Consider the following 22,134-nt stretch of genomic DNA (forward strand, 5'->3'; position numbering starts at 1 on the left):
AGATTCATTTTGCGTCGAATAAGGAGATTTATGGAGATTCAAGAAGTGAAAGCCAAGCAGGTAAGCGAACAGGAGCATACTCATTCAGAACACTCCCATACGGAGCATAGCCATTCGCACATGCCGAAAAATAAAACAATTTTGGGTATTAGTCTTGCGATTATCAGCAGTTATATGGTGATAGAGTTTATTGGCGGATACTTGTTTAACAGCTTAACGTTAATGGCGGATGCGGGTCATATGGCAAATGACAGCTTATCGCTCCTTCTTGCATTAGTTGCATTGTTTCTCAGCAGTAAAGCACAAAAGCGATTTGCATTACTTAACGGCGCCTCGCTTGTGATTGTGGCGGGAATGATTGTAATTGAGGCTTTTGAACGTTGGCGGGAACCTTCGGAAATCGTCGCGGTGCCAATGATTATCGTGGCAACTATCGGCTTATTGGTGAATATATTAGTCGCGCGGATTATGCTTAAAAGTGATCAGGATAACCTCAATATCAAAGCAGCATATCTTCACGTGATGGCTGATTTATTCGGTTCCGTGGTAGCGATTATTGCCGGTTTCGGCGTGTTGTTATTCGACTGGCAATGGATAGATATCGTGGCAAGCGTGATGTTAAGTTTGTTGGTATTACGTAGCGGCTTATCCATCGTCAAGCAAGCGGTTGTGGCATTACGTAATAATAGTGATCAATTGAACTCGACAGTGCATAATCATTGAGCGGACGAACATCATAAAACGACCGTATAAACGGTCGTTTTTTAACTATCCACAGAGGTGTCGGAGGATATCCGTCTTATTCCGCCGCAACAGTAAAATGTTGATGTAAATGTGCTTTCTTCTCTGCATCATCGACAATCGCAATGGCTAAATCCGTAACGCTAATGCCCGCCGGAATATCACCGTTCATCAGTAAGTAGTTGTTACCTAAACGATATTTCCCTGTACGCTGTTCGCTATAACCTGCATCCGCACCCAATAATGCCGGAGGCGAAATAAACGACCAATTCACATCATTACGTGCTTTTAAGTCCGCTAATAAGTTACGTACTGCATTTGCTCCGTCAAAAATCTCCGACGGGAAATTCGGAGTGTCGATTAACTGTACGCCTTCCGCGACATATAAACTCCCTGCTCCGCCGACGACTAACAAATAAGGTACCTTCGCGGTTTTTGCCGCCTCGACGATATTGGCTAAACCGGTTTTGTTATCTTGAGCAAGGTTTGGATTTGTCCAGCCGGCATTAAATGCGCTGATAACCGCATCAAAGCCGGTTAATTGTTCGGCAAAATTTGTAGAATTTACGTCAAAAGAGACCGCTTGCACCTTGTCTGATTTAACGACTTTATCGATGTTACGTGCAAAAGCGGTGACTTGATGCCCGCGATTGGCTAATTCTGCGACCACGGCTTGACCAACATAACCTGTTGCACCGATTACTGCGATTTTTTGTGTTTGGTTGAGGGTTGTCATCATTTCATTCTCTGTTTGTTGAAGATGCGGAAAGTATAACTGGATTTTTAATGAAAAATTAGTGCACAATCAACTAAATCATTATTAGCTAAAAGGAAACAATCTCAAATTATGAATTCATCGGACTTTGGACAGCTGCTGATTTTCCATAGTATCGCGCAGGAAAATTCGATTAGCGGCGCGGCGAAAAAGCTTAATATTGCCGTGCCTTCCGTGAGTAAATCATTAAAAAATTTGGAGAAAAAGATCGGGGTACCGCTGTTTTTGCGTAGTACGCGTCGGATACAATTAACCGAAACCGGTTTGAAATTATGGCAAGAGACCCAATTGCCGATGGAACAGCTGAAACAGATTTGGCAAACGCTGGACGAACAGTATCACGAGCCGAACGGGACGGTGCGAATTACGCTGTCTCAAGTCCACTTTGATCTGATTTTCAAACCGGTTTATGCAGAATTTTGTCGCCGTTATCCTGAAATTGTGTTGGAGTTTTCCATTAACAATGCAAAGGTTGATCTGCTTGCGGAAAACTTTGATCTCGGTGTGCGTTTGGGACATAGTTTAAGTGAAAACGTCGTGGCGAAGCGGATTTATCCACCGATGCGGCAAGGCTTATATGTGTCGCAACAATATGCCGAACAGCATGGTATTCCGCACTCGATTAAGGAATTGGCACAACATCGGCTGATTAGTTTGCGTTTTATCAGTAGCGGTAAAATCGAGCCGCTATTTTTAAGGGTCAACGGCGAAAATCAGCTCATTCCTTTTGATAACACCTTGATTTTTAATGATACGTCAATGCTCATTGATGCCGTTTCACAAGGCATGGGGATTGGTAGAATCTTTGAGCCGCTCGTACCGAAACAAGGTTTCGTTCCTGTTTTAGCGCAACATTGGCTCACGTTTCCTGAAAGCTATATTTATTATCCGCCGATGCAACACAAGCCGAAAAAAGTACAGCTGCTGTTGGATTTTTTGGCGGAAAAACAGACGTTGTAAACACGATACAAGCGGTCGGTTTGAGCGAAAAATTTGCAAAATTCCCACCAAAACCGACCGCTTGATCGTAATTATCGACGAGATTTTTTCGATTAAGTTTTGAGTTTCACTGCGCAATTTTCCAATTGATTTGCCAGTATTAACTTCGCTTTTTGTAATTTATCGCCGAATTTTGCATTGAACGCATCAACCCATTTTTGGCGGTATTTTGCCGTTTTGCAGCTTTTGCCTGTCAGCATCGTTTTGGCTTCCAGTAATGCGTCTTGCGTTTCTTGCTGCGCCGTCAGCACTTTCGTTTTTAATGCATTTAACTGTACATTGACAGTTTCCTGCAGCCTGTGTTGGAACGTTTCACTGCGTTTTTCAATATCTTCACCGTCTTGTTCGATCATTTGCTCAAAGTCCGCCACTTCATGACGTAAATCGATCGGTTGATCGAGGCTGTCCAACAATGTTTGATGGTTGTTGAGTCGGTTGTCTATTGTCGCCTTCGCATTATTCAGTTGAGCGGAGAACAGCTGCGCTTCCGCTATTTTTTGAGTGAACTCCGCTTTCAGTTGTTGGGTCTTCAGCTGTGCCGTTTGCGTGAGTTCTTCCACTCGGGCTTCGATATTTTGCATGATTTGTTGTTTTTCCATCATTGTTTTCCTTCTTAGTTGTTTCATCAAAATGATTTTGTTGAATAACGAAAAGTGTCCTTTTCGTTGAAGGTATTACATCTTATAGATCTTAAGAAAAACTTAACCGAACCATAATAGTTGACTATTTGTGAGGTTGGATGAGCGCGCCCTTTATTAATGATAAATTTCACGTTAAGCTTGTTAAAAAGTGAACGAAAAGTGTTCATATAAATCTTTTATGTAACAAAAAACAGCATTCACTGTTAATATGATGTTATTTCAAGGGAATGAAAAATAAGGAAAACTAATGAAATTGCTAGATGATATGGCATTATTTGTTGAGGTCGTAAAAGCACAGAGTTTCACGCGTGCTTCTGCATTTTTGGACATACCGAAATCTACGTTATCGGTTCGTATCAGTAAGTTAGAAAAACTGCTTGGTTTACGTTTACTTAACCGAACTACGCGTAAAATCGATTTAACGGAAGCCGGCGCGCGTTATTACGAGCGTGCGGTTCGTATTGTGGATGAGGCAAAGCTTATTCATCAACAGTTAAACGATGTCTATCAAGAGCCTACGGGCTTGTTAAAAGTCACCTTACCGGCGGATTTGGCAAACCTGTTTGTAGCGCCTGTGCTACGTGAATTCTGCGATAAATATCCTAAAATTGAACTCGATTTAGATATCGCATGGCGCAGTACCGATCTCTACCATCACTCTTTCGATTTAGCCATTGACTTGGATAAACCTGCAAGCTCGGATTTATCCGTCTGCCCGTTGGCAAATATCCAAGGCGGAATTTATGCCTCAGACGATTATCTCCAACAATTCGGCTCGCCCAAAAATATCAACGAGTTGAAAAAACACCGCTGTTTACCGTGCCGGCAACATGAATGGCATTTAATTAACCAGGAGCAAGAGAAAATTATCCCTGTACATGGGCATTTAGGTTCCAACAGTTTAACGGTGACCCAACGTTTAGCCAGTGAAGGACTGGGCTTAGCATTATTACCGGATTTGGCGGCGAAACTGACCGGCAAAGAGATGTTGAAACGCATTCTGCCGGAATGGCAAAGTAAAGCGATTTCCGTTTATGCTATTACGCCGACCAAATTGCTCCCGGCAAAAATCCAAGTTTTTATCGCATTTTTGAAAGAAAAATTGGAACAGTTGGCGAATAAGCGGTAAGATTTTTGTACTTTTTTGCCAAAATTCTGAGAGTGCATTATGTCCGATTTTTATCTTCAACCGGCAGTTCAAGACGATTTAGCCGAAATCGTTGCCATCTACAACAGCACTGTTGCCAGCCGTCGGATTACCGCCGATTTAGCGCCGGTAACCGTGGAATCACGTCAGGCGTGGTTTGATGCGCATAAAGAGAACCGCCCGATTTATGTGTTGAAAAACAGCCAAAATGAAGTGATTGCTTGGGGAAGTTTCAGCGACTATTACAGTCGAGATGCTTATCGGATTTCAGCCGAAATCAGCGTTTATATCAAAAACGGTTATCGTGGAATGGGTATAGGAAATGTCCTCGTGAGTTATATGTTGGAAAAAGCGCCTTCTTTGGGAATTCAAAATGTCATCGCGCTGATTTTTGCCCATAACGAACCCAGCATCAAGTTGTTCGGAAAACTGGGCTTCCGCCATTGGGGAACCTTGCCTGAAGTCTGCGATTTAGGCGGTTATTTAGCGGATGTGGTGATTTTAGGTAAGAAACTGAGTGAAGCCTAAGCCAACAAGCGGTCGATTTCATCGGAAATTTTGCAAATTATCCGCTGAAACCGATCGCTTGTTTGAAAGCGAACGGGCGCTCGCCCCTACATTCTGACAAAACTTTAACGCATTAAGGTAAAGCGTAAAAATTCGACAAAGTGATCCGCCCAATGCATTTCATGATGGATTTCATTTGCCATAATTTTCAAGCGGATATGATCCAACGGATGCCCTGTACGTATGAGTGATTGATAGTAGCGCAAAGTACAGTCGATATAAGCTTGGTTCATATTGGAGATGAACATCGAATCAATATCGTCGCCTTCGTTGGTGCCGACTTGAATGAACACTTTACTGTCACGGTGGAGCGGGTGATGGTGCATAAAATGCAAAAAGTCACTTTCGTTAAACCACGAGGCTAATGAAAACACGCCCAAATGCCCGAACACTTCAGGGTAAGCTGCGCCCATATAAGCGGTGATAATGCCGCCCATCGAGCTGCCCGCAAGTAACGTATGTTCGCGCTGCGGCTTGGTGCGGTAGTGGTGGTCGATAAACGGTTTCACCGTTTCTACCACCCAGCGACCGTAATCCATGCCCTTTCCGCCGGCATTTTCCACATCCGGAGTTGAACCGGTATTCGTTTGCCACGGACCATATTCATCCAATCGTTGAATGCCTGCGTTGTCGATTCCGACGACGATCACTTTCGGCAATTCCTGATGATTTTTGATGGTTGGAATAATTTTCCACGAATGCCCTGAATAAGATTCTTTGCTGTAAAAGACGTTTTGTCCGTCATGCATATAAACAACAGGATAGTTCGCCCAAGTTTCGTGATAGTAATCTTTGGGTAATAACACGCGAATACGGCGATGATGATCAAAATAGGGTACGTAAAGGAAATGTTCTTCCATTCTCAAGTAATAATAATTGTGCATTGCGATTCCTTTGTATAAAAAGCGCGTAAGGATAGCATAAACAGGGCGAATTTTATTTCGTCAATTTGCAAATTTAGCTTAAAATCTTACCGCTTGTCATCGTAGGCGGTTTTTGTTCCTGCCATTGTTAGAGATAAATAAATGTTAAATAAAGTTTCAGACAGCCTGCTTGGTGCAAGCGGGTTGCAATTAGCCGATCTAAGTCGTGTGTTAGATCATTTCTCCGCTCGCCAAATCGATTATGCGGATCTCTATTTTCAATTTAGCCAAGACGAAAGTTGGTCGTTGGAAGACAGTATTATCAAAGAAGGCGGTTTTTATATTGATCGCGGTGTCGGTGTGCGTGCGGTATCGGGCGAAAAAACAGGGTTTGCCTATGCAGATCAGATTTCGCTGACTCAGCTTGAGCAGTGTGCCATGGCGGCTCGCAGTATTGTACAGGAAAACGGCCTACTGCCGATAAAGCCTTTTAAAGCAACCCGCGCGATCAAGCGTTATGCCTCCATTAATCCGCTCGACATGTTAAGCCGTGAGCAGAAAGTGGAATTGCTCCATTTGGTCGATAAAGTCGCGAGAGCGGAAGATCCGCGTGTAATTCAAGTGAATGCGAATTTGTCGGCGGTATATGAAGAGATGTTAGTTTCCGCCACGGACGGTACTCTGGCGGCAGATATTCGTCCGCTGGTACGGTTGTCAATATCCGTGTTGGTAGAACAGAACGGAAAGCGTGAACGAGGCAGTGCCGGTGCCGGCGGGCGTTTTGGCTTACAATGGTTCTTTGAGCCGAACCATACGGGCGATAGCCGTGCCGTTTATTTGGCAAAAGAAGCGGTTCGTCAAGCGATTGTAAATTTAGGCGCGATTGCCGCACCCGCCGGAGCAATGCCGATTGTATTGGGTGCAGGATGGCCGGGGATCTTACTGCATGAAGCGGTCGGACACGGTTTGGAAGGTGATTTTAATCGCAAAGAATCATCTCTTTTTACCGGACGAATCGGTGAGCTGGTGACGTCACCGCTTTGTACCATTATTGATGACGGTACGGTTGCCGATGTCCGCGGTTCTATTACTGTGGATGATGAAGGTGTGCCGTCGCAACGTAATATATTGATCGAAAAAGGGATTTTGAAAGGCTACATTCAAGATAAACTCAATGCTCGTTTAATGGGGGTTGCACCGACTGGGAACGGTCGCCGCGAATCTTATGCGCATTTGCCGATGCCGCGTATGACTAACACTTACTTAACGGAAGGCGAGCATGAATTTGATGAGATGATTGAATCGGTTAAATATGGTTTATACGCCCCGCATTTCAGTGGCGGTCAGGTTGATATTACCTCCGGTAAGTTTGTATTTTCTACCGCAGAAGCCTATTTAATCGAGAAAGGTAAAATCACCAAGCCGGTAACAGGAGCGACCTTGATTGGTAGCGGTATAGAAGCGATGCAACAAGTTTCAATGGTAGGCAAAAAAATGGAGCTGGATCCGGGCATCGGAACTTGTGGCAAAGAAGGGCAAAGTGTACCCGTCGGCGTCGGGCAACCAACAGTGAAATTGGATAAGATTACCGTTGGAGGACGAGGCTAGTTTCTATATATTCTCTGCTTTCACGTAAGCTAGCAGAGAATAACGAAATCACATAGAAATATTTAAGAAAAATAAAAACGGCAAGCCCGATTTTAGTAAATTTTTATCGGAATCTTACCGCTTGTAAATAATATTGAAACGTTAAAATTATTTTGAAAATAATTTGATTAGATGGTTATTTGCTTTCTGCGTCTTCTTCTGCTTCTGCTTCTGCTTTTTCATCATCTTTATCGCTAGATTTAGCATCATTTAATGCTTGTTTACAAGCTTCTGCTTGAGTATCAGCCGGTAGTGCGCTAAATTGCGGTTTTACTGTGTCGATAAGTTGTTTTTTAGCATCTGCGGTAAGATCGCTTGATGATTCAAGATATGCGAAGTAGTCAGTACAATTTTTATGTAAATCAGCGGCCATTGCAGAAGTTGCGAATAAAGAGGACACAGATACGGCTAATAATAATTTTTTCATTATTTGAATCTCCTAATAAATCAATGAATAAATAAACCTGCTTTTAAGCAGGCGAAATGAATTTAAATTAAAAAGATAAATAAAACAACTCATATAATGCAAAATAATTAAATGTAATGTAAGTAATTGTTATTGAGGAAATATTATGGCATGGGTACAAATTCGTTTAAATAGTACGGATAGACAAGCAGAATCAATCAGTGATTTTTTAGAAGAGATCGGAGCGGTATCGGTCACGTTTATGGACAGCCAAGACACCCCGATTTTTGAACCGCTTCCGGGTGAAACCCGTCTTTGGGGAAATACCGATGTGGTGGCGCTGTTCGATGCGGAAACGGACATGAAAATCATTGTGGAAGCACTCGTAACCAGTAAATTAGTGGCGGAAGATTTTGCACATAAAATCGAGCAGATTGAAGATAAAGATTGGGAACGGGAATGGATGGATAATTTCCATCCGATGCGATTCGGTAAACGTTTATGGATTTGCCCGAGTTGGCGCGAAGTGCCGGATCCTAACGCCGTAAACGTGATGTTAGATCCGGGTTTGGCATTCGGTACCGGTACGCATCCGACAACGGCACTCTGCCTCGAATGGCTGGACGGTTTAAATTTAGAAGGGAAAACTGTGATCGACTTCGGCTGCGGGTCGGGGATTTTGGCGATTGCCGCACTAAAATTGGGTGCCAAACAAGCTATCGGTATTGATATTGATCCACAGGCAATTTTAGCTAGCAAAAATAATGCGGAAGCGAATGGCGTGTCGGATCGTTTACAACTGTTTTTAGCAAAAGATCAACCAAAAGATTTGACTGCCGATATCGTTGTTGCAAATATTCTTGCCGGTCCGCTTAAAGAATTGGCTTCGCAAATTATTACACTGGTGAAGCCGCAAGGAGATCTGGGCTTATCGGGGATTCTTGCTACACAAGCCGCATCCGTATGTGAAGCCTACGAAAGCGCATTTCAGCTTGAACCGGTCAAGGAAAAAGAAGAATGGTGTCGTATCACCGGCGTGAAATACTAAGCGACAAGGGGGGAAACGACGGTTTCCCCTTTCTTTTTGAGATATTGATATCAGTACGGTTTATGTAATAGTTTTTTCACTAATTCTAACACCAACGGAAATTCCGTCATCCCTTCAATATCAAGAAAATGTCCGCCTTGCGGTAAACGAATATAGTCCGATTTTAAATGTTGCGCTAAAGCGTCACTATATTTATGTGGCACAACACTATCGTCCAATGAGGCTACAACATAAGATTTAAACGGCATTAACGGTGGTTGAACGGCATAAAGGTTAGAAAATGTACTTAACTCGGGAAGTGTTTCTAACGGCTGATAAAACCCCGAGACAAAAACGGCTCCCGCCGGTTTTTCAAAATTTTTGGCGAGAAAGTTAAGTGTTGCAATACAACCGAGGCTATGTGCAACAATCACTGTCTGCTCGTTAACAATCAGGTGTTTCTCTAAATGTTGCAGCCATTTTTCTACACTGGGATTGCCTGATTCCGGCATGGCTAAGCGCTGACAAACAATACCGATTTTTGCCAATTCGTTTTCTAACCACGGAAACCAATGTTTCTCCGGAGCCGCACCATAACCGTGAACAATATAAACTTGAGCCATAAAATCCCCTTTCTTTATCAAAATACAAGCGGTGAGATTTTGCCATAAATTTGCAAAAATCTAAAAAATTTATAGTCGACCAAGAATGATTCTTAATTGCTCAACTCATTGATATTAATCATATTTTGTTGTTTTATATTAATTGATCTATATAAATTTGATCTATTTCATTATTTTATAAGCAGGTAAATGATTAACTTTTAACAATTGTTTTATGTTAATCCGATGTGGGGGAAATATATGGATAAGCCAAGTTTTAATCCTACCGTCAATAGAAGAACTTTTTTAAAAGGTGCTTCTGTAGGTGCTGCGGCAATTGCCGCAGATCTTTCCTTGCCGTTTAATGCAATGGCAAGTCCTGCCCAAACTCATACCGTAGATGATGAAAAAATCGTATGGAGTGCTTGCACGGTTAACTGTGGTAGCCGCTGTCCGTTAAGAATGCATGTTAAAGATAACAAAATCACGTATGTTGAAACGGATAATACCGGTACAGATGTGTATAACTTAGATCATCAGGTACGTGCCTGTTTACGAGGTCGTTCCATGCGCCGTCGGGTTTATAATCCGGATCGATTGAAATATCCGATGAAACGCGTTGGTAAACGAGGTGAAGGTAAATTTAAACGTATTACTTGGGATGAAGCATTAACAGAAATAGCTGAATCGTTACAAAAGAATATTACAACATACGGTAACGAAAGCATTTATCTCAATTATGGTACAGGTACGCTTGGTGGCACAATGACACGTTCTTGGCCTCCTGGGGCAACATTAGTTGCTCGTCTAATGAATTGTATAGGTGGCTATCTCAATCACTATGGCGACTACAGTACTGCCCAAATTGCAGTCGGTTTGGATTATACCTATGGCGGAGGCTGGGCTCTGGGTAACGGTATGGCAGATATTGAGAACAGTAAATTAGTGGTGCTATTCGGTAATAATCCTGCAGAAACCCGTATGAGCGGCGGCGGTTTAACCTATTGTATCGAGCAAGCGAGAGAAAAATCGAATGCAAAACTGATTATTATTGATCCACGTTATACCGATACAGGTGTTGGTCGTGAAGACGAATGGATTCCAATTCGTCCGGGAACCGATGCCGCACTCTGTTCGGCACTTGCTTATGTGATGATTACAGAGAATTTAGTCGATCAACCATTTTTAGATAAATATTGTGTCGGCTATGATGAAAAAACGTTACCTGAAGGTGCACCAAGTAATGGTCATTATAAGGCGTATATTTTAGGCCAAGGAGATGATGGCATCGCTAAAACACCTGCTTGGGCAGCCAAAATTACTGGAATTCCGGAAGCTAGAATTATAAAACTGGCTCGTGAAATCGGAGGAACCAAACCGGCCTTTATTTCTCAAGGTTGGGGACCTCAACGTCGCAGTAACGGTGAATTGATTTCCCGTGCCATTGCAATGTTACCGATTTTAACCGGTAATGTAGGTATCCATGGTGGTAATACAGGCGCACGAGAAAGTGCTTACGGTATGCCGTTTGTACGTATGCCAACCCTTGAAAATCCAGTTAAAGCAAGTATTCCGATGTTCTTATGGACTGACGCTATTTTCCGTGCTCATGAAATGACCGCTAAAACAGACGGTATTCGAGGTGTGGAAAAACTCACTGCGCCGATTAAAGTGATTTGGAACTATGCCGGTAACTGTTTAATTAACCAACATGCCGATATTAATCGCACTCACGATATTCTACAAAATGAAGAGCAATGTGAACTGATTGTCACCATCGACAACCACATGACTTCAACAGCAAAATATAGCGATATTTTATTGCCAGACTGTACCGCTTCCGAACAAATGGATTTTGCCCTTGATGCATATATTGCCAATATGGACTATGTGATTTTTGCTGATCAGGTGATTGAGCCTTCATTTGAATGTCGCAACATTTATACGATGATGTCTGATTTGGCAGATAAATTAGGTGTAAAAGCCCAATTTACCGAAGGTCGCACACAGGAAGAGTGGTTACGTCATCTCTATGAACAATCTCGCCAAAATATCCCGGAATTACCGACATTTGAGGAATTCAGAAAACAAGGTATTTTCAAAAAATTAGACCCGGATGGCTTCTATGTCGCTTATAAAGATTTCCGTGAAGACCCAGAGAAAAATCCACTAAGCACTCCATCGGGCAAAATTGAAATTTACTCTTCACGTCTTGCAGATATTGCAAAAGAATGGACATTGCAAAAAGATGAAGTAATCCACCCGCTTCCAATTCACGTGGACAGCTTTGAGCACTTCGGCGATCCGTTAATGGAAAAATTCCCATTACAGCTCACCGGTTTCCACTACAAAGCACGTACTCACTCAACTTACGGTAATGTTGATGTCTTAAAAGCAGCAAATCCACAAGAAGTCTGGATCAACCCGATTGATGCCGATCCACGAGGTATTAAAAACGGTGACATGATTCGTATCTTTAATGAGCGCGGTGAAGTGCGTATTCATGCGAAAGTGACCCCACGTATTATACCGGGAGTCGTTGCGTTAGGAGAAGGCGCTTGGCATGCCCCTGATAATAACAAAGTAGATCACGCAGGTTGTATCAACGTTTTAACAACACAACGCCCATCACCTTTGGCAAAAGGCAACCCGCAACATTCTAATTTAGTTCAGATCGAGAGAATGTAAGGAGTGAATAATGAAACAATTTGGCTTTTATTTTGACTCAGACCGTTGCACTGGTTGTAAAACCTGTGAACTTGCCTGTAAAGATTACAAAGATCTCGGGACTGACGTGAATTTCCGCCGTATTTATGAATATACCGGTGGTACTTGGACTGCTCAAGCGGGCGGTTGCTGGGAACAAAATGTATTTAGTTACTATATGTCCATCTCTTGCAATCACTGTGATGATCCTGCGTGTGTTAAGGTTTGCCCGACAGGTGCAATGCATAAAAATGCCGATGGCTTTGTCGTGGTTGATGAAAAAACCTGTATCGGTTGCCGTTATTGTAGTATGGCGTGTCCTTACGATGCACCACAATATGATGCACAGAAAGGGCATATGACCAAATGCGACGGTTGTTATTCACGAGTGAAAGGAAACGATAAACCGATTTGTGTCGATGCTTGCCCGTTACGTGCCTTAGACTTCGCTCCGATTGACGAATTACGTCAAAAATATGGCAATCAAGCTTCTATCGCACCACTACCATCCGCAGATTTAACCCAACCGAATTTAGTGGTTAAACCAAACAAAAATGCGAAACCAAGTGGCGATACCAGCGGTTTCTTAGCTAATCCAAGAGAGGTGTAAGATGAACGGACTACACGAACTTCCACTGATTCTATTTACCGTGTTCGCACAAAGTGTTGTTGGTGCATTTCTACTTTTTACCTTCGTACTATGTCAGGCTGAAAGTGGCAAAAGCCGTCAATATGTGCATAAAGCAATGTTTGTGGTATTAGCGTTGCTCGGTATCGGTTTTATTGCTTCCATTATGCACTTAGGATCACCGCTAAGAGCCTTTAATTCACTTAATCGTGTTGGTAGCTCAATGCTAAGTAATGAAATTGCCAGTGGTGCATTGTTCTTTGCTCTAGCTGGTTGTTACTGGCTACTTGCCATTTTAAACAAAATGCCACAAGCCTTAGGCAAATTTTGGTTGGTGGTTACATCCCTTGTTGGCTTAGTCTTTATGTATATGATGGCAAATGTCTATCAAATCAGCACTGTACCAACGTGGTATACCTCTTTAACCTCCTGGGCATTTTATTTAACTGTTGTCGTTGGAGGAACAGTACTAGGTTATATCCTATTACAACCAAATACTTACAAAGAGTATTGCCTGAAGTGGGTACCTTACGTCTATCTTGTCGGAGTTATTTTGATTGCAGTTGTCATTACTTATCAAGGTAGCAGCTTGGTACTGATATCTTCATCAGTACAACAAGCTTCGGCTTTAGTTCCGGATTATGCCCCTTTAATGGCACTACGCTTATCGGCATTAGGTATTGCCGCAGTGATTCTGCTCCGTAGCCAAAAGATTGCATTATTAAGTATAGCGGTAATTTTTGTTATAGGAGCAGAACTCATCGGTCGTACTCTTTTCTATGGGCTACATATGACAGCAGGAATGACGGTTGCTGGATAAATTATTGTTAAAATAGGAGTATTATGCAGACTGAAGTACAACAGTGGATTTCCATCACAGGGCGTTTGCTTGGTACATTATTTTATTACGAACCGACAACTCCACAGGTAAAAGCTGTTTTAGCTTTGTTTAAACAACAGGATTGGTATGAGCAACTTGATGTAGTGATGTCTCCTATAGTAGCAACACGACTTACTGAGCAGAAAGATTTATCCGAGCAATATCAAACGTTGTTTATTGGACCAAATACATTGTTTGCCCCACCTTGGGGATCGGTTTATCTTGATCCGGAATCTGTTATTTTTGGGTGTTCTTATTTGGAATTAAGATCTTTCTTACGGAAACATCGTATTGAATTTTCGTTGGCTGAGAAACGTGAAGCCGAAGATCATTTCGGTTTGATGCTCATGTTGTCTGCATATCTTGCAGAAAATAAACCCGAGCTACTAAATGAGTATCTAAGCCAACATTTTTTGATTTGGTCTTCTCGTTATTTACAACTACTTTCGGAACAAACGGAACAGCCGTTTTACCAAGCACTGAGTGAACTCACACAACAAATTTTGCAAAAATGGCAAGAGTGGCTGTTATTAGAAATTCCCCGAGTCCAATTTTATCGTTAATGGTGTGATATATGGTAAAAAATGAGCAGTATTATCAAGCCTATTTATCAATGAACACTATTTCAAGAAGAGGATTGTTTCGCGGATTGTTAGGTGGCTCACATAAAAGTATCTCTGTAACGGATATTCGTCGAGTTGCCCGCCCTCCTTTTGCTTGTGCTGAACATCTTTTTGTGAGTATCTGCAATGGGTGCGGAAATTGTGTTAATGCTTGTCCATACGGATTAATCCAGTTACAACAAGGCCTTGCAACATTACAGATTGATTTTTCCGCTTGTAATTTTTGTGCTAAGTGTGCCGAAAGTTGCTCTATAAATGCACTCAATGATGCGTTTAAGGCGGATACTGAAATGCGACCTCAGTTTAACCAAAACTGCTTACAAAATAAGGGACAGTACTGTGATGTTTGCCAACAAAGTTGTTCGCAACAAGCCATTTCGCCGGAATTAGACATTGATAATGAAAAATGTAATGGTTGCGGAGCATGCAAGATTAGTTGTTTTGTTGATGGGATCGCACTTATTCTTTAATATACAACGATTTTTTATATAAAATTCGGTATAGCAGACTTAATCTTTCTACTATACCGAAAAGCGTTAAAATCAACCGCTGTTGCAGTGAAAATCCTGCTAAATGAAGACTTTTAACGCCTCAACCAATTGCTGATAACGCTGATATTTTTGTTGGTATGCGGCGAAATTTGTCGGATTCGGCTTAAAACATTGCATTCTACCGTTTAGGCTTTCTACCTTGGATGTATCCGCTCCGACACCTTGCATTGCCATTAATGCTGCACCTAGGCAGCCGGTTTCTTCCACCGCGGGGATTTCTAATTCCATCGCGGTTAAATCCGCCAGCATCTGCATCCATACCGCCGATTTTGCCGGTCCGCCGGTAATACGTAGTACTTTGGTGTGCGGAAAGCGTTGTAGCATACGGTTTAAATGGTGCATTAAGCTGAACAACACTCCTTCATAAATCGCCTGTAATAAGTGCATTTGAGTGTGGTGTGCCTGCATTCCGTAGAAACCTGCCTGCATTCCTAAACCGGCGTTAGAACCGTAGAGGAATGGAACAAACAATACCGAACTTGCGGCAGGCGGGAGCTGGGCAATGCCTTGATTGATATCGTCATAACTGAGATGACTCCACTGCTTAACGAACCATTCCAAATTACCGGCGGAAGTCGGGCTTGCCTCGTGTACGATATATTTCCCCGCTTCAGCATATTTTCCGTAAACGAACGGTAGTTTTTGGTTCGGGTCGAGATAATTTGTGATACCGCTGACGACAGACCAAGTACCAAGTACGGCGTTCAGCTTGGTTTCATCGTCTAAACCGGCACAGAGTGCTGTAGAAACTACATCGAACAACCCGCCGACAACAGGCGTTCCGGCGACCAAGCCACTCAACGCCTCTGCGTGTTCGGTAACATAGCCTGCGACTTGATTGGGTTGAATAACAAGCGGTAACTTTTCGAGGATTTCTTGCAAATCAAGTAATTCGGCAAGCGCAGGATCATATTTCCCTTGTGCCATATTGTAGAGGTTTGATTCGGAAATGTTGGTTTCTTCACAATGCAGTTGCCCGGTCAAACAGAAGCGTAAATAGTCGTGAGACATCAGCACTGCACCGATTTGGGCATAGCGTTCCGGTTCATTTTCTTTTATCCAACGTAAAATAGAAACCGGATGCCCTGTCCATAACGTTTGGCGGGTAATCGGGTAGAGTTTTTCCGGAATTCCTTGCGCTTGCCACCGTTTAACAATGTCAAGGGAACGTTGGTCGGAAGAGAGAATGGCTCTGCCTAACGGCTTGTTTTTTTTGTCGAGTAAAAATACGCCTTTGCCTTGAGCGGAAATACCGACCGCTTTTACAGCTGTCGGGTTTACGCCGCTTTTATTGAGAGTTTGTTTAATTACTGAAGCACAGACTTGCCAAAGTTGTGCCATATCCCGTTCAGCGTAACCGGCTTGTTCGCTGATTACCGACACATTTTCACGCACGACAGCGTTTATATTGCCTTTTTCATCAAATAGTGCGGCTTTGATAAAAGTACCGCCGCAATCAATGCCGAGGTAGTAATTCACGTTGTTTCCTTATTTGATAGTTAACCGATATAAACTGTTAGTGGCGGTAATAAACAGGGTTTTATTATCGTTACCAAAAGTACAGTTTGAGGTTTTTTTGCCTAGGACGAAGCGACCGAGTTGAGTGCCGTCAGCGAGCAGAATCATGATACCATTTCCGCAGCTACAGTAGATCACGCCTTGCGGATCAATACGAAAACCATCAGGAATGCCGGGGTTGATTGCCGCGACGGTTCGGCGGTTTTTCAGATATTTACCGTCCACATCAAACACAACTAAATGGTGTAAGCCGTCTTCATCAAATTCCACTACCGACATATCGGCAACGAACAGTTGTGATTCGTCGGGTGAAAAAGCAAGCCCGTTCGGACGCATGGTGTTAAATGTAGCGATGTTGATTTTTCCGCTTTTCGGGTCGAAGCGATAGACATAACAGCCGATGACTTCACTCGGTGCTTTGCTTCCTTCCGCATCGCTTAAAATGCCGTATGGCGGGTCGGTAAACCAAATTGTTCCGTCGGATTTCACCACTACATCGTTCGGTGAGTTGAGACGTTTTCCGTCGATTCGGTCGATCAACAGACGGCGGTTTCCTTGTGCATCAGTTAAGCTTATTCCGCGGCTGCCGTGTTCACACGTAATGAGATTACCGTTCGTATCAACACTGTTGCCGTTTGAAAAAAATGACGGCGCACGGTAAAAATGGGTTCCGTTTGCTTCCGTCCAGCGATACATGGTGTTACCTTTTACGTCGCTGAAAAAAAGCGCTTGTTGTTGAGCGACCCAAGCCGGTCCTTCCGCCCAAATAGCGTCGCCGAATAGTTCTTCTAAAGTAAATTGTGTTCCGACAAGTTGATGGAAACGTTCATCATAGATTTCGATTTTAATATTATCCATATAATAAGATCTCATCATTAAAAGAGTGTTTGCAACGAGTACAAGCGGTCCGTTTTTGCAAAAAATTAGCGAAAACAGACCGCTTGTTAAGGGGTTATTTTATGCCCCAGATTGCTTTATAAGCCTCTTTATAACCGTTTTGAGGGTCATAAAGATTGCTTTCACCTCCGTCAAAAGCGATATTTTCTTTGGTGACAAGGTGTGCCGGAGTCACATAGCCGGACGGTTTTTCGTTAGCAAAGGCGCGGTTTAATTCGTCCACTAACTGCCAGCCGTGTAAATTAAGCGGTTCAGGCACGGTGGCAAACTGTTTGTCTCCGTTGCGGATACGTTGGTAAGCGGTAACCGATCCGTCGCCCGCTGAGATGTTGTATGGACGATCTTTATTTGCCGAACGTAATGAAGGCGCCATAAAGTCGAAATACAAGTCGTTGATCGCTAACGCATATTGTAAGTTGTCACCATATTTTTGTAATAAGCTGAAGGTGAGATTCGGCATACGGCTTGAGGTGTCTGCAAGCGGAGTGTCGATAAATTCAAGGACTTCGCATTCTTTACATTTTTCGATGGTCTCTTTCATCACATTTGCTTTACGTAATGCGATTTCATAGAGTGAGTCGGTTAAGATCACCACTTTCGCTTTACCGTCGGATTCTGCAATCGCTAACATTGCGGAAAGTTTAGCGATTTCGTCTGAGTCGGAAGTCACGTTGTAGAAAATCTTGTATTTGTCGATTGGACCCGGTTCAGGTGTGGCGTGCCAAGCAAGCAAAGCAATGTTGTTTTGCACGGCTTTTTGTAACGGAATACGGGCAACGTTCGGATTCCAACCACCGATAACGATCGCATCCGGTTTACGAGCAATCGCTTGGTTTAGCGCAGCAAGTTGATTGTTGACCGTGCCGGCACCATCTAATACGTCCAATTTCCAACCGGTTACTTGTACCGCTTCCTTCATACCATCGATAACGCCCAATACACCACCGTTTTTCATATCAGACGCAATGAATATGACTGTTTTGTTCTGCTGCAGTTGCGGACCTGTTGTCGGACCGTCCCACTTATTGTGTTTTGCTGTTGCCGCAGCAACTTGTTGCTTTGCTTCAGCCACAAACGGATCGTTAGCAAACGCATTGGCAGACAGAGAAACTGCGACTAAAGTAGCGATTGCGGTTAAGGTGCGGCGAAAATAACGTTTCATAATGTGTTCCTCTTGAAAAGGTTAGTGGGTTGCTTTTTTCTGTACAGCTTTTTGATTTAACAGGCGTTTACGTTGAGCATAGCCTGCGATAGTGATTGAGAGTAAGAGTGTTGCACCATTAAATAAAGGTTCAACCCAGAACGCTCCACCAAATTGTTGAATACCTGAAATTCCGATAGCCAGAATAGCGATACCGACGACGGTTCCCCATACGTTAATGCGTCCCGGACGGATGGTTGTACTGCCTAAGAAGGCTCCGACTAAGGCTGGTAATAAGTAGTCCATTCCGACGCTTGCTTGACCAACGCCTTGTTGAGCGGAGATAAGCACGCCGGTGAAGGCTGTAATCACACTGGACACCACAAACGGCACGATAGTATATTTTTTGATGTTAATTCCGTTTAGGCGTGCAGCTGTCGGGTTGCCGCCTACGGCATACATACAGCGTCCAGTAGGTGTATGTTCGGTAATGAGCCACATGACAATCGCTACACCTAATACATAAAAAGCAGAGATCGGAATACCAAAGATTTCAGTGCTGTTCAGCGCGATAAAACCGTCAGGTAAATCACCGACGATTTGTCGACCGCCGGAGTGCCATAATGCCACCGCATATAACACAGTACCGGAACCTAAGGTTGCTACAAAGCTATCGATATCGGCTAATGCCACTAAAATTCCGTTCAATAAACCGTAAAGTGCGGCAATCACTAATACGATGAGGATCGCCATCTGCCACGAAAAGCCGTATTGTACCTGTAACGTAATGACAAGAATGTGCCAAAGTACAATACCGAAGCCTACATTTAAGTCGATTTTACCGACAATCATTGTCGTGGTCGCAGCTAATGCGAGCAGTGCGATTTTGGACTTGCTCTCCAAGATTGCATTAAGCGTCAGCATGGAGGCAAAGGAGTCTGTAGTGAGTGAAAATACAATCACCAATAACACACAAAGCCATAATAAGCCGTAGCGGGTCAACATCTGCGAAAACCACGCCATAAAACCATCGCGCGCAATGGAAACCGGTTGTTCCAAGGCAGTCGATTTAATATTTGTTTGAGCCATAAATTACTCCTGTGTTTGAATTTGCTCTGAGCGTAAGGCTAAATTTATTGTTTGGATTGACTGTCTGACGCAAGGGCTAATAAATTGGCGAATGACACCTCTTCATTGCGTAGTTCCCCTGCGATATCTCCGCGGTTAAATACTAAGGCTCGATTACATAGATGAGCGATTTCTTCAAAATCGGTGGAAATGACGATAATTGCCACACCTTCACCGAGGGCTTTGTTTAATAAGTCGTAAATTTCCGCTCTGGCACCGACATCCACCCCGGCGGTTGGATCTTCTAAAATCAGAATCGGGGTATTTAGGTGCATCCAACGCGCTACCACAATTTTTTGTTGGTTTCCGCCGGATAATGCGCTGACATCGATAAATAGATTTTTCGGTCGGATATCGAATAATTGAAACTTAAACCAGCTTTCTGCCCATTCGCTACGTTTGCTGTAATTTTTAAGTGGTGAGTGACCGCTTAGCACCGGATTGATAAACAAATTCTCACTGGTGGTCATCGTCATCACAAGGCTTTCACGCGTACGATCGCCGGCGACTAATGCAATGCCTTTGTGAATTGCTTCTTGCGGTGAATCGGCAAGATACGGTTTTTGTTCTAATTCAATCTGCCCGTTATCTAAGGTTCTCAAACCGAACAGTAATCTACCGATTTCTTCCTGCCCTGCACCGCGTAGACCTGCTAAAGCGAGCATTTCGCCTTTGTGTAAAGTAAAGGAAACCGGACCGGTATCACCGACGACAACATTGTCCAATTTGAGTATTTCATCGCTACCTTGCGGTAAGGCAACACGCTGCCTGCCACGACTCTCTTCACCGACAATCGCTTTGACCAATCCTTTAACGTCATACTCTTTGGTTGCTCCTTCCGCAACAGGGAATCCATCGCGCATAACCAAAATACGGTCTGAAATGGCAATAACTTCATCTAAACGGTGGGTGACATAAATCATTCCGACACCCTGATCACGCAAGCGGTTGAGTACGGTAAATAAATGTTCGACATCACTTGCCGGTAGTGAGGCGGTGGGTTCGTCCAGTACTAAAATTTCTGCATTGATAGCAATGGCGCGAGCAATCGCTAACAACGCTTTTTCAGTACGGCTTAAATCGAAAACCCGTGTTTCGGCGGAAAGTTGAATGCCGACAAAATCGAGGGCTTTTTGGGCTTGTTCATTGATTTTTTTCCAATCAATTAAACCGAAGCGGCGGGGAAATCCCATTACAAATGCCATGTTTTCGGCAATCGTCATCCATTCGATTAATCCAAGATCTTGGTGGATAAATGCAATCGGCTTTTTACTGCCCTTTTCTAATGAAATGGCGGATTGAATAGGTTGTTGGTGAAAAAAAATTTCGCCGGCATCTCGATTGTAAATACCTGCCAAAATTTTAATGAGTGTCGATTTACCGGCACCGTTTTCACCAAGCAGTGCCACAATTTCACCGGAGTAAATATCTAGGCTCACATCATTTACGGCGATATTTCCGCCAAAGCGTTTAATGATGTGCTGTAAACTTAAAATCGGCTGTTTGCTTTCCATTTCTCCTCCTTTTTGGGTGAGAATAGTAGAATCTGTTTATCTTTGTTTGGTTAACAAAAAATAAACAGATTCTAAATATAATTTAAGCGGTTAAATTTGCAAAAAAATGTGCGAATCTAACCGCTTGTAAATCACATTATTTCGATAATGCGTCAATTTTATCCACAAGTTCACTGCCGTTTTTATCGATAAATGATTTACGAACATCTTTTTCGATAATGGCTTTAAACGGTTGGTTATCCACTTTTTCTATCACTTGAACGCCTGCTTTTTGTAGTTTTTCCAAAATGTCTTTTTCGGTTTCTACGTTAAGCTGGCGTTGGTAAGCCCCTGCTTCTTTGGCAGATTCTAAAACCGCTTGTTGTAATTCCGGCGTTAAACTGTCGAATTTTGCTTTATTCATGACTACGATTAACGGGGTATAACCATGATTCGTTAAGCTAAGGTGTTTTTGTACTTCAAATAATTTCGCAGACCAGAAGATACCAATCGGATGCTCTTGTGCGTCTACCGCTCTGGTTTCAAGTGCGGTATAGAGTTCGGATAACGGCATTGGTACAGGGTTTGCGCCTAATAATGTGAACGCTTGGATATACATCGGGTTTTGGTTAGTACGTACTTTTAACCCTTTGATATCATTCGGACCGTTTACCGGATGTTTAGAGTTTGAGAATGCACGGAAACCGACTTCCCAGAATGCTAAACCTTTTAAGCCTTGCGCTTCTAAGTCTTTCAATAAACTTTGTCCGATTTCACCGTCTAGTACTGCATAAGCGTGTTCACGATCTTTGAAGATGAACGGAATATCAATGACGTTTAATTTCGGCTCCAAACCGGTAAAGTTTGGAGAACCGGACATTTCGAGATCGATAGTTCCACCACGCACAGCACTGATCATCGTTTGTGCGTTGCCAAGAGTGCTATCCGGGAACAGGCTTAATTTAATTTCGCCTTTGGTTTTATCTTTTAGTAAGTCATTAAATTTTTTTGCTGCAGCGTGTTGAGTATCACTGCGTGGAGCTTCATAACCGAAACGTAATGTTGTTTCCGCATTGGCATTACCGGTAAATACAGCCATACCTGCGACTAATACTGCTAAAGTTTTAAGGTTGAAAAGTTTCATAAGATCTCCT

At 43.0% G+C, this 22,134-nt stretch carries 22 protein-coding genes; 11 read left to right on the plus strand and 11 right to left on the minus strand.

The genetic code is table 11. From position 1 onward, the window contains the following. The first annotated feature begins 30 nt into the window (after nucleotides 1-30). Complete coding sequence (locus tag ACEYJ7_RS07955) at nucleotides 31-723, plus strand: cation diffusion facilitator family transporter (RefSeq protein ID WP_373778536.1); 693 nt, start codon at nucleotides 31-33, stop codon at nucleotides 721-723. Nucleotides 724-799: 76 nt separating this feature from the next. Here ACEYJ7_RS07955 and ACEYJ7_RS07960 read toward each other — a convergent pair whose 3' ends face one another. Then, on the minus strand, nucleotides 800-1,480 hold the full coding sequence (locus ACEYJ7_RS07960; RefSeq protein WP_373778537.1) for an NAD(P)-dependent oxidoreductase: 681 nt from the start codon (nucleotides 1,478-1,480) through the stop codon (nucleotides 800-802). Nucleotides 1,481-1,588: 108 nt separating this feature from the next. On the opposite strand from ACEYJ7_RS07960, the gene ACEYJ7_RS07965 reads away from it, so the two are divergent. Then, entirely contained in the window at nucleotides 1,589-2,476 is an 888-nt protein-coding gene (locus tag ACEYJ7_RS07965) for a LysR family transcriptional regulator (RefSeq protein ID WP_373778538.1), read from the plus strand. A gap of 92 nt (nucleotides 2,477-2,568) precedes the next feature. Here ACEYJ7_RS07965 and ACEYJ7_RS07970 read toward each other — a convergent pair whose 3' ends face one another. Next, nucleotides 2,569-3,117: a hypothetical protein gene (locus tag ACEYJ7_RS07970; protein WP_373778539.1), complete on the minus strand. Its 549-nt coding sequence runs from the start codon at nucleotides 3,115-3,117 to the stop codon at nucleotides 2,569-2,571. A 286-nt stretch (nucleotides 3,118-3,403) separates the two neighbouring features. Between ACEYJ7_RS07970 and ACEYJ7_RS07975 the strand changes: the two genes are divergently transcribed. Both ACEYJ7_RS07975 and ACEYJ7_RS07980 read left to right on the plus strand, forming a co-directional pair. Continuing rightward, nucleotides 3,404-4,285: a LysR substrate-binding domain-containing protein gene (locus ACEYJ7_RS07975; protein ID WP_373778540.1), complete on the plus strand. Its 882-nt coding sequence runs from the start codon at nucleotides 3,404-3,406 to the stop codon at nucleotides 4,283-4,285. 39 nt (nucleotides 4,286-4,324) lie between these two features. Next, on the plus strand, nucleotides 4,325-4,831 hold the full coding sequence (locus tag ACEYJ7_RS07980) for an N-acetyltransferase family protein (RefSeq protein WP_373778541.1): 507 nt from the start codon (nucleotides 4,325-4,327) through the stop codon (nucleotides 4,829-4,831). A 104-nt stretch (nucleotides 4,832-4,935) separates the two neighbouring features. On the opposite strand, the gene ACEYJ7_RS07985 is transcribed toward ACEYJ7_RS07980, so the two are convergent. Next, on the minus strand, nucleotides 4,936-5,754 hold the full coding sequence (locus tag ACEYJ7_RS07985) for an alpha/beta hydrolase (RefSeq protein ID WP_373778542.1): 819 nt from the start codon (nucleotides 5,752-5,754) through the stop codon (nucleotides 4,936-4,938). A 141-nt stretch (nucleotides 5,755-5,895) separates the two neighbouring features. Between ACEYJ7_RS07985 and tldD the strand changes: the two genes are divergently transcribed. Next, complete coding sequence (tldD, locus tag ACEYJ7_RS07990) at nucleotides 5,896-7,341, plus strand: metalloprotease TldD (RefSeq protein WP_373778543.1); 1,446 nt, start codon at nucleotides 5,896-5,898, stop codon at nucleotides 7,339-7,341. A 175-nt stretch (nucleotides 7,342-7,516) separates the two neighbouring features. On the opposite strand, the gene ACEYJ7_RS07995 is transcribed toward tldD, so the two are convergent. Further along, nucleotides 7,517-7,807 carry a TonB-dependent receptor gene (locus ACEYJ7_RS07995; RefSeq protein WP_373778544.1) on the minus strand — a complete coding sequence of 97 codons (291 nt, stop codon included), beginning with the start codon at nucleotides 7,805-7,807 and terminating at the stop codon, nucleotides 7,517-7,519. 145 nt (nucleotides 7,808-7,952) lie between these two features. Between ACEYJ7_RS07995 and prmA the strand changes: the two genes are divergently transcribed. Further along, a complete protein-coding gene (gene prmA / locus ACEYJ7_RS08000) occupies nucleotides 7,953-8,834 on the plus strand; it encodes a 50S ribosomal protein L11 methyltransferase (RefSeq protein WP_373778545.1) in 882 nt (293 codons plus the stop codon). Between the two features lie 50 nt (nucleotides 8,835-8,884). Here prmA and ACEYJ7_RS08005 read toward each other — a convergent pair whose 3' ends face one another. Beyond that, entirely contained in the window at nucleotides 8,885-9,436 is a 552-nt protein-coding gene (locus ACEYJ7_RS08005) for an RBBP9/YdeN family alpha/beta hydrolase (RefSeq protein WP_373778546.1), read from the minus strand. Between the two features lie 240 nt (nucleotides 9,437-9,676). Here ACEYJ7_RS08005 and ACEYJ7_RS08010 point away from each other — a divergent pair, with 240 nt between their 5' ends. The 5 genes from ACEYJ7_RS08010 to napF are packed head-to-tail and all read left to right on the plus strand — an operon-like array spanning nucleotide 9,677 to nucleotide 14,722. Continuing rightward, a complete protein-coding gene (locus tag ACEYJ7_RS08010) occupies nucleotides 9,677-12,103 on the plus strand; it encodes a DMSO/selenate family reductase complex A subunit (protein WP_373778547.1) in 2,427 nt (808 codons plus the stop codon). Nucleotides 12,104-12,113: 10 nt separating this feature from the next. Beyond that, entirely contained in the window at nucleotides 12,114-12,731 is a 618-nt protein-coding gene (locus ACEYJ7_RS08015) for a DMSO/selenate family reductase complex B subunit (RefSeq protein WP_373778548.1), read from the plus strand. Nucleotide 12,732: 1 nt separating this feature from the next. Beyond that, the gene (locus ACEYJ7_RS08020; protein WP_373778549.1) at nucleotides 12,733-13,569 is read left to right on the plus strand and encodes a dimethyl sulfoxide reductase anchor subunit family protein; all 837 of its coding nucleotides are present in this window, start codon (nucleotides 12,733-12,735) and stop codon (nucleotides 13,567-13,569) included. 23 nt (nucleotides 13,570-13,592) lie between these two features. Further along, nucleotides 13,593-14,192 (plus strand): Tat proofreading chaperone DmsD, encoded by a 600-nt coding sequence (dmsD, locus tag ACEYJ7_RS08025; protein ID WP_373778550.1) that lies wholly within the window; start codon nucleotides 13,593-13,595, stop codon nucleotides 14,190-14,192. 11 nt (nucleotides 14,193-14,203) lie between these two features. Further along, a complete protein-coding gene (napF, locus tag ACEYJ7_RS08030; protein ID WP_373778551.1) occupies nucleotides 14,204-14,722 on the plus strand; it encodes a ferredoxin-type protein NapF in 519 nt (172 codons plus the stop codon). A 99-nt stretch (nucleotides 14,723-14,821) separates the two neighbouring features. On the opposite strand, the gene ACEYJ7_RS08035 is transcribed toward napF, so the two are convergent. The 6 genes from ACEYJ7_RS08035 to ACEYJ7_RS08060 form a co-directional block, all read right to left on the minus strand. Further along, nucleotides 14,822-16,282: an FGGY-family carbohydrate kinase gene (locus tag ACEYJ7_RS08035; protein WP_373778552.1), complete on the minus strand. Its 1,461-nt coding sequence runs from the start codon at nucleotides 16,280-16,282 to the stop codon at nucleotides 14,822-14,824. A 9-nt stretch (nucleotides 16,283-16,291) separates the two neighbouring features. Beyond that, nucleotides 16,292-17,179, minus strand: coding sequence for an SMP-30/gluconolactonase/LRE family protein (locus tag ACEYJ7_RS08040; RefSeq protein WP_373778589.1), 888 nt, complete (start codon nucleotides 17,177-17,179; stop codon nucleotides 16,292-16,294). A gap of 94 nt (nucleotides 17,180-17,273) precedes the next feature. Next, nucleotides 17,274-18,380 (minus strand): substrate-binding domain-containing protein, encoded by a 1,107-nt coding sequence (locus ACEYJ7_RS08045; RefSeq protein ID WP_373778553.1) that lies wholly within the window; start codon nucleotides 18,378-18,380, stop codon nucleotides 17,274-17,276. Between the two features lie 21 nt (nucleotides 18,381-18,401). Next, on the minus strand, nucleotides 18,402-19,448 hold the full coding sequence (locus tag ACEYJ7_RS08050) for an ABC transporter permease (RefSeq protein WP_373778554.1): 1,047 nt from the start codon (nucleotides 19,446-19,448) through the stop codon (nucleotides 18,402-18,404). Nucleotides 19,449-19,492: 44 nt separating this feature from the next. Further along, a complete protein-coding gene (locus ACEYJ7_RS08055) occupies nucleotides 19,493-21,001 on the minus strand; it encodes a sugar ABC transporter ATP-binding protein (RefSeq protein ID WP_373778555.1) in 1,509 nt (502 codons plus the stop codon). 136 nt (nucleotides 21,002-21,137) lie between these two features. Then, entirely contained in the window at nucleotides 21,138-22,124 is a 987-nt protein-coding gene (locus ACEYJ7_RS08060) for a TRAP transporter substrate-binding protein (protein ID WP_373778556.1), read from the minus strand. Nucleotides 22,125-22,134: the final 10 nt, after the last annotated feature.

Origin of the sequence: Glaesserella sp. (genome assembly GCF_041814905.1) — a bacterium.
Classification (GTDB): domain Bacteria; phylum Pseudomonadota; class Gammaproteobacteria; order Enterobacterales; family Pasteurellaceae; genus Glaesserella.

Excerpts from the sequence above, each read along its gene's own strand:
- ACEYJ7_RS08005 (WP_373778546.1), bottom strand. The coding sequence starts at position 9,436 with ATGGCTCAAGTTTATATTGTTCACGGTTATGGTGCGGCTCCGGAGAAA.
- ACEYJ7_RS07985 (WP_373778542.1), bottom strand. The coding sequence starts at position 5,754 with ATGCACAATTATTATTACTTGAGAATGGAAGAACATTTCCTTTACGTA.
- ACEYJ7_RS08050 (WP_373778554.1), bottom strand. The coding sequence starts at position 19,448 with ATGGCTCAAACAAATATTAAATCGACTGCCTTGGAACAACCGGTTTCC.
- prmA (WP_373778545.1), top strand. The coding sequence starts at position 7,953 with ATGGCATGGGTACAAATTCGTTTAAATAGTACGGATAGACAAGCAGAA.
- ACEYJ7_RS07980 (WP_373778541.1), top strand. The coding sequence starts at position 4,325 with ATGTCCGATTTTTATCTTCAACCGGCAGTTCAAGACGATTTAGCCGAA.
- ACEYJ7_RS07975 (WP_373778540.1), top strand. The coding sequence starts at position 3,404 with ATGAAATTGCTAGATGATATGGCATTATTTGTTGAGGTCGTAAAAGCA.
- dmsD (WP_373778550.1), top strand. The coding sequence starts at position 13,593 with ATGCAGACTGAAGTACAACAGTGGATTTCCATCACAGGGCGTTTGCTT.
- ACEYJ7_RS08055 (WP_373778555.1), bottom strand. The coding sequence starts at position 21,001 with ATGGAAAGCAAACAGCCGATTTTAAGTTTACAGCACATCATTAAACGC.
- ACEYJ7_RS07995 (WP_373778544.1), bottom strand. The coding sequence starts at position 7,807 with ATGAAAAAATTATTATTAGCCGTATCTGTGTCCTCTTTATTCGCAACT.
- ACEYJ7_RS08010 (WP_373778547.1), top strand. The coding sequence starts at position 9,677 with ATGGATAAGCCAAGTTTTAATCCTACCGTCAATAGAAGAACTTTTTTA.
- ACEYJ7_RS07955 (WP_373778536.1), top strand. The coding sequence starts at position 31 with ATGGAGATTCAAGAAGTGAAAGCCAAGCAGGTAAGCGAACAGGAGCAT.
- ACEYJ7_RS08045 (WP_373778553.1), bottom strand. The coding sequence starts at position 18,380 with ATGAAACGTTATTTTCGCCGCACCTTAACCGCAATCGCTACTTTAGTC.
- ACEYJ7_RS07960 (WP_373778537.1), bottom strand. The coding sequence starts at position 1,480 with ATGATGACAACCCTCAACCAAACACAAAAAATCGCAGTAATCGGTGCA.
- ACEYJ7_RS08015 (WP_373778548.1), top strand. The coding sequence starts at position 12,114 with ATGAAACAATTTGGCTTTTATTTTGACTCAGACCGTTGCACTGGTTGT.
- tldD (WP_373778543.1), top strand. The coding sequence starts at position 5,896 with ATGTTAAATAAAGTTTCAGACAGCCTGCTTGGTGCAAGCGGGTTGCAA.
- ACEYJ7_RS08060 (WP_373778556.1), bottom strand. The coding sequence starts at position 22,124 with ATGAAACTTTTCAACCTTAAAACTTTAGCAGTATTAGTCGCAGGTATG.
- ACEYJ7_RS08020 (WP_373778549.1), top strand. The coding sequence starts at position 12,733 with ATGAACGGACTACACGAACTTCCACTGATTCTATTTACCGTGTTCGCA.
- ACEYJ7_RS07970 (WP_373778539.1), bottom strand. The coding sequence starts at position 3,117 with ATGATGGAAAAACAACAAATCATGCAAAATATCGAAGCCCGAGTGGAA.
- ACEYJ7_RS07965 (WP_373778538.1), top strand. The coding sequence starts at position 1,589 with ATGAATTCATCGGACTTTGGACAGCTGCTGATTTTCCATAGTATCGCG.
- ACEYJ7_RS08040 (WP_373778589.1), bottom strand. The coding sequence starts at position 17,179 with ATGGATAATATTAAAATCGAAATCTATGATGAACGTTTCCATCAACTT.
- napF (WP_373778551.1), top strand. The coding sequence starts at position 14,204 with ATGGTAAAAAATGAGCAGTATTATCAAGCCTATTTATCAATGAACACT.